Here is a 12392-nt window from a genome sequence, read left to right on the forward strand (position 1 = left end):
CACCTCGGGGGGCTTTGCTGTTTGTTCAACCCGAACAATGGGGGAGGGATGGATGACGAAAGCTTTGGACATTGATTTCGTGCGGACGCAGTTCCCCGCCTTCGCCGAACCTGGCTTTAACGGAAAGGCCTTTTTCGAGAATGCGGGCGGGTCCTACACCTGTGCGCCGGTGATAGAGCGGCTGACGCGGTTCTACCATCAGCGCAAGGTTCAACCTTATGGCCCTTTTGAGGCCAGCCGTCTTGGCGGCGAGGAGATGGACGAGGCCCGAACAAGGTTGGCCGCGATGCTTGGCGTCGCAACCGACGAGCTGAGCTTTGGGCCATCCACGACGCAGAACACATATGTCCTGGCGCAGGCCTTCCGTGACTGGATGAACCCTGGCGACGCAATCATCGTGACGGATCAGGATCACGAAGCGAATTCCGGCCCATGGAGACGCCTGGGCGATGCGGGAATCGAGATTCGCGAATGGAGGATCGACAGCGAAACCGGTCTCTTGCGGCTGGACGATCTGGAGGCTTTGCTGGACGAAAGGGTCAGGCTGGTCTGTTTTCCGCATTGTTCGAATATCGTCGGGGCGGTGAACCCGGTGGTCGAGATCACGGCCGCGGCCCATGCCGCCGGGGCGTTCGTCTGCGTGGACGGCGTCTCTTATGCGCCGCACGGGTTCGTCAACGTGGGCGATCTGGGCGCCGACATCTACCTGTTCTCGGCCTACAAGACATACGGGCCGCATCAGGGGATCATGACGATCCGGCGCGAGTTGGGTGAGATGCTGCCCAACCAGGCGCATTGGTTCAATGCCGACAGTCTGTACAAGCGGTTCACGCCGGCGGGGCCCGATCACGCGCAGGTGGCGGCCTGCGCCGGAATGGCAGATTACTACGACGCACTGGCCGAGCATCATGGCTGCACCGGGGACGCGGCAGAGCGAAGCGCCGGCGTGCACGATCTCATGCGGGCGCATGAGACCGCGTTGCTTCAGCCCTTGTTGGATTACCTGGCGGACAGGAATACGCTACGCCTGATCGGGCCGCGCGACGCAGCTTTGAAAGCGCCCACGGTGGCGGTCGAATTGCCCGGCCCCGGGCGCGAGATGGCGGAAAAACTGGCGGCGCAGGGCATCATGGCCGGTGGTGGAGACTTCTACGGGGCGCGGCCGTTGCAATCGATGGGGATTGATCTGGACAAGGGCGTTCTGAGGCTTAGCTTCGTGCATTACACAAACAAGGCCGAAGTGGACAAACTGTTGACTGCTTTGGAAACTTGTCTTTGATCCACGGGGAAATGCAGGCCGTATAGCCCCTGACTGACGCGGGGGGACGACGAGCTTGGCAGATACAAAACCCACACTTCTTTGGCTGCGCCGTGATCTGCGGCTGTCGGATCATCCGGCGCTGACCGCCGCGGTCGACCGTGGCGGTCCCGTTGTTCCGGTTTTTGTTCGCGACAAGCTGGTGGATGACCTTGGGGCGGCGCCGAAATGGCGCTTGGGTCTGTCTCTGGCGGACCTCGACAAACGGCTGCGCGAAAAGGGCAGCCGCATCGTGTTCCGCGCAGGCAAGGCTGCCGATGTTCTGAAGGACTTGGCGAAAGAGACCGGGGCAGGGGCGGTCTACTGGTCGCGGGCCTATGACCCGGACGCGATCGAACGGGATACCGAGGTGAAATCTTCACTCAAGGACGCAGGCATCGAGGCCGAAAGTCATACCGGCCACCTGTTGTTCGAGCCCTGGACTGTCGAGACGAAGGCCGGCGGTTTTTACAAGGTCTACACGCCGATGTGGCGGGCCGTTCGCGACCGCGACGTGGATGTGCCGTTGTCTGCCCCCTCGAAAATTCCCGCGCCTTCAAGCTGGCCGAAATCCGACGATCTGGCCGACTGGAAGCTGGGCGCCGCAATGGACCGGGGCGCCGAGGTCTGCCTGCCGCACCAGCGCGTGGGCGAAGAGGCGGCGCATGGCCGGCTGGGGTGGTTTACCGGCCAAGCGATCTCCGATTACGGAAAACAGCGCGACTTTCCGGCGGAAGACGGCACCTCGGGGCTGTCGGAAAACCTGACCTACGGCGAGATTTCCCCGGCACAATGCTGGCATGCCGGGCAGCGGGCGTTGCAGAACGGAGGCGGAAAAGGCGCCGAGACCTGGCTGCAGGAACTGGTCTGGCGCGAGTTCGCGTATCACCTGATCTATCACACACCCCGCATTAAGCACCGCAACTGGCGCGAGGAATGGGACGCATTCCCGTGGAACGACGACGAACGCCGCGCGGAGGTCAAGGCGTGGAAGCAGGGCCGCACCGGCGAACCCTTCGTCGATGCTGCCATGCGCGAGATGTACGTCACGGGAAAAATGCACAACCGGGCCCGGATGATCGTTGCCAGCTACCTGACCAAGCACCTGATGACACATTGGAAAGTGGGCCAGGCGTGGTTCGACGACTGCCTGACGGACTGGGATGTGGCTTCGAACGCGATGGGCTGGCAATGGGCGGCTGGCAGCGGACCGGACGCGACGCCCTATTTCCGTGTCTTCAACCCCGAAACCCAGCTGGACAAATTCGATCCGGACGGGGCGTACCGCCGCCGCTGGATCGCGGAGGGGCAAAGCAGTCCGACGAAAACGGCGCTCAGCTATTTCGATGCAATCCCGCGCAGTTGGACGATGCGGCCAGACGACACCTATCCCGAGCGCATCATCAGCCTTTCAGAGGGCCGTGAGCGTGCGCTGAGAGCTTATGAAGAGAGACCGTTTTGAATTTCCCGAGACCATCCGCCGGCGCCGCGCCCGGCTCTGCCGCGACGCCGGTTGCAACCGCGAAGGCAGCACGTGAGACAATCCTGACCGACACGACCGGCCAGTCCGCGCTGCCGCGGTATTTCACCAAGATGTTCGAGGTTGCCGGGACACTTCAGCATGGGCGACTTGATATCGGCCTCGAGGATGGCCGCGTTTTCCGTGTCGAGGGCCAGGCGCCGGGCCCGGTGGCGCGGATCGACATTCACAATCACGACCTCTTTGCTCGTATGCTGCGCGAGGGATACCTGGGTTTTTGTGATGCCTACCTGGACGGATGGTGGACCACGCCGGACCTTCAGGCCTTCATGGACCTCGTCAACAGCGACAACGACGACATGTACAACGGCTATCCCGGCCAGAAAATCGTCGAAATCTATGAAAAGCTGCGCTTTTGGTTTCAGCGGAACACCCGGAAACAGGCGCGTCGCAACATCAGCTATCATTACGACCTGGGCAATGATTTCTACCGTCTGTGGCTGGACGAAACCATGACCTATTCCAGTGCAATCTTTGAAACCGGGCAGGAAAGCCTGGAGGCTGCGCAGACCGCGAAGTATGCCTCGATGGTCGACCAGATGGGGGCGAAGCCGGGCGATCACGTGCTCGAAATCGGCTGTGGCTGGGGCGGGTTCGCCGAGTACGCCGCCGGGACGAGGGGGCTGCGGGTCACCTGCCTGACGATCAGCGAAGAGCAGTTCAAGTATGCGCAGGACCGCATAGCAACTGCCGGATTGTCCGACCTCGTGACCTTCAAGCTGCAGGATTACCGCGATGAGACGGGCCATTACGACGGCATCGCCAGCATCGAGATGTTCGAGGCTGTCGGCGAACAGTATTGGCCGGTCTATTTCGACGCGGTGCGCGAGCGTCTGAAACCCGGCGGCCAAGCGACGCTGCAGATCATTACCGTGGGGGATGATCGTTTCGAAACCTACCGAAACGATGTCGACTTCATCCAGAAGTACATCTTTCCGGGCGGCATGTTACCCAGCCCCGGGGCTCTGAAAGCCCAGGTGGAACGGGCCGGTCTGCTGTTCCGGCAGTCGATCGAGTTCGGCGAAAGCTACAGCCAGACACTGCGCCGCTGGCACGACACCTTCAACGAGAAATGGGACCAGATCGCCAGGATGGGCTTCGATACCCGCTTCAGGCGGATGTGGAATTTTTATCTCACCTCTTGTGCGGCGGCGTTTCATACGGGTAACTGCGATGTGACACAGATTACAATCGCAAGGCCCTGCAAGGAATGCCCGTAACAGACAGTATGCCCACCACCGGAAGAGGCGTCGCTGCGATATTGATGGCGATCCTGGCCTGGTACGCATCCGAAATGTTCCGGCCGCTTATGCCGGAGGGCACCGGCTTTGGCTGGTTCAACGAGGTCAATGTCGTGCTTGGGCTTCTTTCGGGGTGGATCGTGATCGGATCGCGTTTGAACTATGGCTACAGCAACGCGATCGGTGCCGGGCTGACCGGCGTGGGCGCTCTGGTGTTCTGGGCGCTCTTCCTGCAGAGCTTCAACGAGATGCTGCGGCTGGCGCTGGAAAAGCGCTATGACGGTCCCGTCGAAGGGATCATCGCCATTTTCGAGATCGGAATAGATTACCTGTTCACGATGTGGCACATACCGCTGATCGTTCTGCTCGTGGTAGGCGGCATCGTGATCGGTCTGGTCTCGGAATGGGTTGCGCGGCGCTGGCGCTAACCGGATGGCGCGGGTGGTTCTTGACGGTCCGACGTGGACCGACGCTTTGATCCGGCGCGTCGCAGGCGCCCCCCTTTTGCCCCACGAGACAGTGCGAATGCTGGAGGGGGTCGCGGCGGATCGTGCGATCTTTTTCGCCGAAGTGGCCGGCTTTTCACGCGAAGAGCGGTCTGACACCACCGTGCTTCGGGCGGATGAAACCCATTGCGCAAGGGTCCTGGAATGCGCCGCGGACGAGATCATGGGATATTTCGGTCGACGATGCGTGCAAGAGTTGGCACCACTTCGTCAGATGATCTTGGCGCGCGCCGCGGCGCAAGCCGCCGCCGAACGGATGCCGGCGCCGGCGGACCTTCGAACTGCCACGCGTGGCGCCGAGGTCGAGATACTGTCCCACGACACACCGCATGAAGGGTTCTTCCTGACCCGCAGCTATCGCTTGCGTCACCCGCAGTTCGATGGCGGGATGAGCAATATCGTAAGCCGAGAGGTTTTTGTGGCCTCCGACGCGGCCCTCGTGCTGCCCTACGATCCTCGCCGCGACAGAATTCTGCTTGTCGAGCAGTTCCGCATGGGTCCCTTTGGCCGTGGTGATCCGCTACCTTGGGTGCTTGAGCCGGTCGCGGGCCGTGTCGATGCCGGCGAAACACCCGAACAGGCGGCGCGGCGCGAATGCCGCGAGGAGGCCGATCTGGAATTGACCCAGCTCTTGCATGTCAGCTCCCATTATTGCTCACCCGGATGCTCGACCGAGGTGTTTCATTGCTATGTCGGGCTGTGCGAATTGCCGGAAACAGGCGAGACACATGGGGGGCTGAAGGCAGAGCATGAGGACTTGCGCCGCCACGTCATCGGCTTTGACGCAGCCATGGCGATGACACGCACGGGCGAAGTGAATATAGGCCCGCTCTTTGCATTGTTGCTCTGGCTCGAACGGGAACGCACGCGCCTGCGCGCATCTGCTTGAGTTCACGGCGGTTCCGCCTTAATCAGACTTGGAATACCCGATTTAAGGAGCCTCAGCGATGCGGATCGCCAAGGATCTGGCCGACGCGGTCGGAAACACCCCTCTCATCAAGTTGCGAAAGGCCAGCGAAGAAACCGGCTGCGACATCTATGGCAAAGCCGAGTTCCTGAATCCCGGCCAGTCGGTCAAGGATCGGGCGGCACTGTCGATCATCACGGATGCTGTCGCTCGCGGTGATCTTAAACCGGGTGGGACAATCGTCGAAGGAACGGCCGGTAACACCGGTATCGGGCTGGCGCTGGTTGGCGCGTCCATGGGGTTCAAGACCGTGATCGTGATCCCGGAAACGCAAAGCCAGGAAAAGAAGGACATGCTGACGCTTGCCGGCGCAGAGCTTGTTCAGGTTCCGGCCGCGCCTTATTCGAACCCCAACAATTTCGTGCGCTATTCCGAGCGGCTGGCGCAGAAGCTGTCGGAGACAGCCGAGAAGGGTGTGATCTGGGCCAACCAATTCGACAACACCGCCAACCGTCAGGCCCATGTCGAAACCACCGGCCCCGAGATTTGGGACCAGACGAACGGCAAGGTCGACGGCTTCATCTGTGCTTGCGGGTCGGGCGGCACATTGGCGGGCGTTTCGATGGCGCTTCAGTCCAAGGGCGTCAAGATGGGTATCGCCGACCCGATGGGAGCAAAGCTCTATTCGTGGTACACGACCGGCGAACTGGAAGCCGAGGGCAGTTCCATCGCCGAAGGCATCGGTCAGGCACGGATTACCGCCAACCTCGAAGGCTTTACCCCTGATTTCGCCTACCAGATACCGGACGAAGAGGCTTTGCCGATTGTCTTCGACCTGCTTGAACACGAGGGGCTGTGCATGGGGGCCTCTACCGGGGTGAACGTGGCAGGAGCAATCCGCATGGCCCGCGACATGGGGCCGGGGCACACGATCGTCACCATTCTGTGCGATTATGGTACGCGCTACCAGTCCAAGCTCTTCAACCCGGAATTCCTGCGCGAGAAAAACCTGCCGACACCCGGCTGGCTGACCGAGGCGCCGCGCAGCATTCCCGGGGTCTTTGTCGAATGACCCACCTCATGCGCTGCCTGATCGCCGTAGCGCTGTTGATGTCGGGGCTTGCCGCCCCGGTTACCGTCTCCCTGCTCTCGACTGCGCCGCCCGCCATGGCACAGTCGCAGGGGTCGTCCACCGAGATTGACTACGAGGCATGGGACCGGGTGGCAACCCGCGCCGACGAGGCGATCGAGGCCGGTCGCGCCTCGACCAATGCGCTGGAGACCCTGCGCAGCGACCTGGCGACTTGGCGACAGCGGTTCCTGGACGAGCAGGACACCAATCGAAACGCGATACAGACAGTGACGCGGCAGCTCGAAGCCCTGGGTCCGCCACCCGAGGACGGCGAGTCGGAAGTTGCGGAAATCGCCGCGGCGCGCAAGCTTCTCAACGATCGTATGGCGCGGCTGCGTGAACCTGTACGCTTGGCCGAACTGGCTCATACTCGCGCCGACGGATTGATCCAGGGGATCGACGCGATCATCCGGGAACGTCAGAGAGACGAGATCATGCAATTCGGGCCGTCTCCGCTCAACCCGGTCCATTGGCCGGAAGGGCTGGCCGCGCTCGGCAGTACGTTCGCAGCCCTGAGATCCGAAGCCGACGCAGCCTGGCGCAATCCGATCCAGCGCGATGAAACCAGGAAGGATATTCCGGTCATCCTCGTTCTGTCGGCGATCGGCCTCGTGCTGGTCGGCAGAGGACGAAAATGGACTCACGCCCTGACGCGCAAGATACTGGGAGAAGACCCGGGCGCGGCGCGCTGGATCGTCGGTTTCATCGTTTCGATGGGAAGCTTGTTCCTGCCCTTTTTTGGGGTCTATTTCCTGATCGAAGCGCTTTCAAGCAGTGGCTTTGTGGGATTGCGCGGCGGGCGGATTCTGGATGTGTTCGGGCCGCTGGTCTTCGCATTCCTTCTGGCGCGTTGGCTTGCCTCGCGCGTTTTCCCGGCAAAGGAAGCGCGCACGTTACCTCTGAACCTGTCGCAGCAAAGCCGTCGTAAGGGTCGGTTCTACGGGATGCTTCTCGGTGGTTTGGCCGCGGGAAGTTTCTTTCTGCAACAGGTCGGCGAGATCGCGCAATGGAGTCGGCCTGCCTCGGTCGTGATCCTGTACCCGCTGATGGTCTTGTGCTGCCTCCTGGTGTTCCGGATTGCAAATCTGTTGCGCGAACATGTGAGGGCCGATGCCGAGGATGACGGCGAGGAAACCTACCGCTCGCGCATGACCGGCATCCTGGCCTTTCTCATGACGGCACTGGCCATCATTGTGCCGGTGCTCGGCGCGGTGGGCTACTTCCGGCTGGCGCAGGCCCTTCTGTATCCTTCGCTGGGTTCGATCGAGCTTCTGGCGATGCTGCTTGTGCTGCAGCGTGTCGTGGTCGAGGTCTACGTCCTTATCACCAAGAACCGTGCCGGTGCGGCCGAGTCTTTGATCCCGATCCTGGTCGGCGTGGTTCTGGTTCTTCTCTCGTTGCCGATTTTCGCGCTTTTGTGGGGGGCTCGAGTTGCAGACCTGACGGAACTCTACAGCAGAGCCGCCGAAGGGTTCTTCATCGGTGAGACGCGGATATCACCCACGATATTCCTTACATTCGCGTTCATATTTGTGCTGGGCTACTTCGCCACGCGTCTTTTACAGGGGGCGCTAAAGAATACCATCCTGCCCAAGACCAGGATCGACACCGGCGGCCGCCATGCCATCCTGTCCGGTGTGGGGTATGTCGGAATATTCCTCGCAGCCGTGATCGCCATTACCAGCGCGGGCATCGACCTTACCGCCCTCGGCTATGTCGCCGGGGCATTGTCCGTCGGTATCGGGTTCGGTCTGCAGAACGTTGTGTCCAATTTCGTCAGCGGTATCATTCTGCTGGTGGAACGTCCCATTTCCGAAGGCGACTGGATCGAGGTCGGCGGCATTCACGGCAACGTCAAGGATATCTCGGTGCGCTCGACTATCATCCAGACTTTTGACCGCTCGGACGTGATTGTCCCGAATGCCGATCTGGTTTCGGGGCGTGTGACGAACTATACCCGCGGCAACACCGTTGGCCGTCTCATCGTGCCGGTTGGCGTGGCCTATGGAACAGACACCCAGATGGTCGACAAAATCCTGCAGGAAATCGCGGAGGCGCATCCGTTGGTGTTGTTGAACCCGCCGCCCTTTGTGGTGTTCCGCGGTTTCGGCGCAGATTCATTGGATTTCGAGATCCGGGCAATCCTGCGTGACGTCAACTATATCCTGACCGTGCATTCGGAGATGAACCACCAGATTGCGCACCGTTTCGCGGAAGCCGGGATAGAAATACCGTTCGCCCAGCGCGACATCTGGATCCGCAATGCCGAGGTCCTGAACGGCGGGACCCGCGAAGACGGCGTGGCCGCGCAAGCCACCAAGCCGTCCAGCCCCAGCTTTGCGACAACACCACGCCAAAAGGACGAGCCGCCAGACATGGACGGCGACGCCGATGGCGGCGGCGGAGCGGGAGACGGCCGTTGATCGGCTTTGCAGGACGGTCGCGCTCCGAGGGCGCGGTCACGTGCAAGAAAGCGCTTGAACTGGACTTGTCGCTGACGATAAAGAGGCCAGACCGGAGAGGTGGCCGAGTGGTCGAAGGCGCACGCCTGGAACGCGTGTAGGCGGGAAACCGTCTCCAGGGTTCGAATCCCTGTCTCTCCGCCATTGGCACTCTCGAAAGCGTTCTCTCGATCTGGCTGCGGCCGAATTTTTCTGTTGTTTGTCCGTTGTCAGGGATTTTGGTGTCAGGGATTTTGGGACAGATGTCGGCTTGAGGTAAGAGAGGATTTGGCTCATCTGGTTGGATTGATAATGTGGCGGATTTGAGGTGAAGCAAGCGTTGCGTTTCGATGGTCTTTCGTTTGATCCTTTCTCGTTGTTTTAGAATGGCGTGTCCGCGCCCGAAGTAGACGTCGGCGGGTGTGAGGTTCTGCAAGCTCTCATGGTAGCGCTGGTGGTTGCAGTGCTCGACGAAGGCATCGATCTGCGCGTGACACGGGAAGTCAATGTTCTCATCGTCGAGAGACCGGACCTGTATATCGATTTGGTCGACGCCGTCATCTCTGGCCGCTCAGATGATTTCAGCCTGCCTGTCGAATTTCTCGCCTTCAAAGACGGAATGAACCGGGCGTGCCGCGTCGAAGATGTGAACGAGCGTTTACCCACACATAATTTCACTGCGATACAGCGATGTGCGGCAAAGGTTTTCTGTGATGATCGCGTGCTTACCCTCAGTGAGCGCGCGTCCCCCTAGTGGCTGATCGGGATCAGCCCGCAGCCAGGCCTCGTGCTTGGATAAAGGCGAGACTAGACGAACCAGAAGCGGCGAAGGCCGTCGAAGTCAGTTTCAAAGCCCCGGACGTAGCTTGCGCCACGCTTGAGGCGGACATTCGCGAACACCCTGTATCGTCAGTCTTTCAAAAACCATGCAGATTGAAGGTTTGGGCAATTCGGACGAACAGCATGTTCGGCATGCTACCATCGATCATGAGGCTTCACAGTCGACGTCCGGCTCGCTCTGGACCTTCTCCGCAGAGCAGGATGTGCCAAAACTCAACCGTTTGTGTTACCGGCAGACTCGGCCGTATTTTAGCAGCTCTGATCACCGAACCGGACCTCGGCGCAACTACAGCGAAATGGTGCTCCGTTCCGCACAACTGACGCTGGCCCGAAAGCTGGCACATATTCGCTTCCGCTTCATTACTACCGGTCATTAGGTCCGCTAGATACTACCCCGCAGCCCGTAAGATCTGCCGCTTACTGCGAAAGCAACGTACGATGATTGCGACCTCACACCATGCGTGACAAACTGGACTAAAATCATGGACCAGTGCCGCTCCCACAGCTAGTTTGAATGTCCAGATGGACCGAGGCTCGATCCTGCATTAGGCATCAAGAACGGCCACTTGGTGTCTTAGTCCCGGAGAGCCTGCTTAGTAGGGAAAACGCATCAAGTGATGAGCAGACGGATACAAATAACAAGACGCAGCTTTGGGCTTGGGGCGATTGCTTTGGGCGTATCCGCCTGTGGCGGTACAGAACCAGGCACGGTCAGATCCACCATTCCGAGTGGTCTTCCGGCCGATCTCAGGCCCGTACCAAATGTAACTTACGATGCTTGGGTTGCTTCCTTCCGCGAGCGCGCAGCGACGAAAGGCATTTCACAAAGCACTCTCGCCTCGGCTTTCCGTGATACCGGCTATCTACCGGGGGTTGTTACGCGGGACCGTAATCAGACCGAGTTCAAACGCAGCCTGGAAGACTACCTCGCGATTGCCGCCTCGGAGGAGCGGGTTCAAAAAGGACGGGCCGCCTTTGCTAGCCATCGTGGAACGCTAATGGCGCTTGAAGATCGCTATGGTGTGGATGCCTACATCATCGCCGCTATTTGGGGCTTGGAGAGCTTCTACGGTGAAAGGCGAGGGGAGGTGCCTGTGATATCGGCTACTTCGACCTTGGCATTTGATGGTCGACGCGGGCAGTTCTTCGAACAGCAGTTAATCGCGGCACTGCGCATTGTTCAGACTGGCGATATTTCGGCCAGCCGCATGACGGGTAGCTGGGCAGGGGCGATGGGCCACACCCAGTTCATCCCGACATCTTACCTGCAATTTGCTGTTGATTACACTGGCGATGGACGGCGCGACATCTGGTCTGATGACCCCAGCGATGCTTTGGCCTCTGCGGCCGCTTATCTGCAACGCAATGGTTGGCAGCGCGGTGTTCGCTGGGGGTCTGAGACAAGCAATGGGTCACTTCAGCCACAGCCCGGCGGCCCACGCTTCGCCACCACGCGCAATTTCAGCGTGATCAAGCGCTATAACAACTCGGACGCCTACGCGATCGGCGTTGGGCATTTGTCCGACCGGATTCGCGGCGATGGTCCTTTACGGACGCCGTTTCCACCCGATGCCAACGGCCTAACAAAGGCCGATCGAGTGCGCCTGCAGAAGCGCCTGACTGCGCGTGGTTTCGATACCCAGGGCGCGGATGGTGTGATTGGTCGCGACACGGAGGCTGCAATCCGCGCCTATCAAGAAAGCCGTGGCCTTCCTGTGACAGGCACTCCATCGCAAGGGTTGCTTCAAAGCCTGTAGCAGGGCGGCGCTTTCCGGCATGTTGCGGCACTCAGGCAGACCTTTACGCGATAGCAGAGCATCTCTCGGACAAACTCGAGATCAAGAAACGTGTCCTTGCTTACCGAGACCGAAACCAGGCTGAATTGATACCCCTGACAAGCTTGTCAGCAGCATCCTTGGATGTTCCGGATCTCTTGTTCATCTTCGCTCCAATATGGCTTCGATGAACCAGAAATGCTCCGTTCCTCAAACACCTAAATCTGTCCGGTAGGTGCTGACGTTAGACAGCCTGGGTTTATCAGATCCCGCTTGATTGGAAGGAATGCAGCTCGGCGCGGGCGACCGGCTATGCTTTTCAAGACACGAACCAGAAGCCGAATACTATACTCTGGAAGGGTGTTGGGGCGCTGTGGTAAGAATTGCAAACCACTGTTCACGCTTCAATATTCGGCAATCGGGGCTTCGAAAAACCTTGCGGCCTCGCAGAACAATTAGCGATTGCAACGCACTCTGAATGGCAGCTCCTACTGAAGCTGTCCCGTTGCAATGCAGTTGCAGCGAACGACTGGAATCTACCCTAAGCGACATGCTCGTTTGGAAAGTTTGATTAAAGTAACGGTGGTATCAGACGACTCTGTACCGAGTATCCTACTTTTGGACGGCTCGGAGCGCGGAGAACGTTCGATGCTGGTCGCCTCCGCTCAGCCACTTGCCACATCTATCGATTATCCGCGTTACCCTGACAAATC

Annotated in this window: 10 protein-coding genes, 1 tRNA gene and 1 pseudogene; 11 read left to right on the top strand and 1 reads right to left on the bottom strand. The window is 59.9% G+C overall.

Going from position 1 to position 12392, the window contains the following annotated elements:
* Window positions 1–52: 52 nt before the first annotated feature.
* The 8 genes from ACQY4V_RS06665 to ACQY4V_RS06700 all read left to right on the top strand — a co-directional run bounded on the left by ACQY4V_RS06665 (window position 53) and on the right by ACQY4V_RS06700 (window position 9229).
* The gene (locus tag ACQY4V_RS06665; protein WP_428516076.1) at window positions 53–1279 is read left to right on the top strand and encodes an aminotransferase class V-fold PLP-dependent enzyme; all 1227 of its coding nucleotides are present in this window, start codon (window positions 53–55) and stop codon (window positions 1277–1279) included.
* A gap of 55 nt (window positions 1280–1334) precedes the next feature.
* Window positions 1335–2759: a cryptochrome/photolyase family protein gene (locus tag ACQY4V_RS06670; RefSeq protein ID WP_428516077.1), complete on the top strand. Its 1425-nt coding sequence runs from the start codon at window positions 1335–1337 to the stop codon at window positions 2757–2759.
* A gap of 131 nt (window positions 2760–2890) precedes the next feature.
* Window positions 2891–4057 (top strand): class I SAM-dependent methyltransferase, encoded by a 1167-nt coding sequence (locus ACQY4V_RS06675; RefSeq protein ID WP_428517176.1) that lies wholly within the window; start codon window positions 2891–2893, stop codon window positions 4055–4057.
* 44 nt (window positions 4058–4101) lie between these two features.
* The gene (locus tag ACQY4V_RS06680; RefSeq protein WP_254701839.1) at window positions 4102–4506 is read left to right on the top strand and encodes a TrgA family protein; all 405 of its coding nucleotides are present in this window, start codon (window positions 4102–4104) and stop codon (window positions 4504–4506) included.
* Between the two features lie 97 nt (window positions 4507–4603).
* Window positions 4604–5473 carry an NUDIX domain-containing protein gene (locus ACQY4V_RS06685; RefSeq protein ID WP_428516078.1) on the top strand — a complete coding sequence of 290 codons (870 nt, stop codon included), beginning with the start codon at window positions 4604–4606 and terminating at the stop codon, window positions 5471–5473.
* A gap of 58 nt (window positions 5474–5531) precedes the next feature.
* The gene (locus ACQY4V_RS06690; RefSeq protein WP_222450108.1) at window positions 5532–6563 is read left to right on the top strand and encodes a cysteine synthase A; all 1032 of its coding nucleotides are present in this window, start codon (window positions 5532–5534) and stop codon (window positions 6561–6563) included.
* 8 nt (window positions 6564–6571) lie between these two features.
* Window positions 6572–9046 (top strand): DUF3772 domain-containing protein, encoded by a 2475-nt coding sequence (locus ACQY4V_RS06695; RefSeq protein WP_428516079.1) that lies wholly within the window; start codon window positions 6572–6574, stop codon window positions 9044–9046.
* A gap of 93 nt (window positions 9047–9139) precedes the next feature.
* Window positions 9140–9229 (top strand) — tRNA-Ser (locus ACQY4V_RS06700).
* A 163-nt stretch (window positions 9230–9392) separates the two neighbouring features.
* Here the strand turns inward: ACQY4V_RS06700 and ACQY4V_RS06705 are convergent.
* Window positions 9393–9554: pseudogene (locus tag ACQY4V_RS06705) on the bottom strand (IS3 family transposase); the annotation flags it as partial.
* Here ACQY4V_RS06705 and ACQY4V_RS06710 point away from each other — a divergent pair.
* The 3 genes from ACQY4V_RS06710 (at window position 9507) to ACQY4V_RS06720 (ending at window position 11661) form a co-directional block, all read left to right on the top strand.
* A complete protein-coding gene (locus tag ACQY4V_RS06710) occupies window positions 9507–9818 on the top strand; it encodes a hypothetical protein (protein ID WP_428516080.1) in 312 nt (103 codons plus the stop codon). The pseudogene ACQY4V_RS06705 and the gene ACQY4V_RS06710 sit on opposite strands and share 48 nt — an antisense overlap.
* Window positions 9819–9990: 172 nt before the next feature.
* Window positions 9991–10281 (top strand): hypothetical protein, encoded by a 291-nt coding sequence (locus ACQY4V_RS06715; protein WP_428516081.1) that lies wholly within the window; start codon window positions 9991–9993, stop codon window positions 10279–10281.
* A gap of 240 nt (window positions 10282–10521) precedes the next feature.
* Complete coding sequence (locus ACQY4V_RS06720; RefSeq protein WP_428516082.1) at window positions 10522–11661, top strand: lytic murein transglycosylase; 1140 nt, start codon at window positions 10522–10524, stop codon at window positions 11659–11661.
* The last annotated feature ends 731 nt before the right edge of the window (window positions 11662–12392 follow it).

Source organism: Roseovarius sp. (genome assembly GCF_965277045.1).
In the GTDB taxonomy this organism is placed as follows: Bacteria; Pseudomonadota; Alphaproteobacteria; order Rhodobacterales; family Rhodobacteraceae; genus Roseovarius.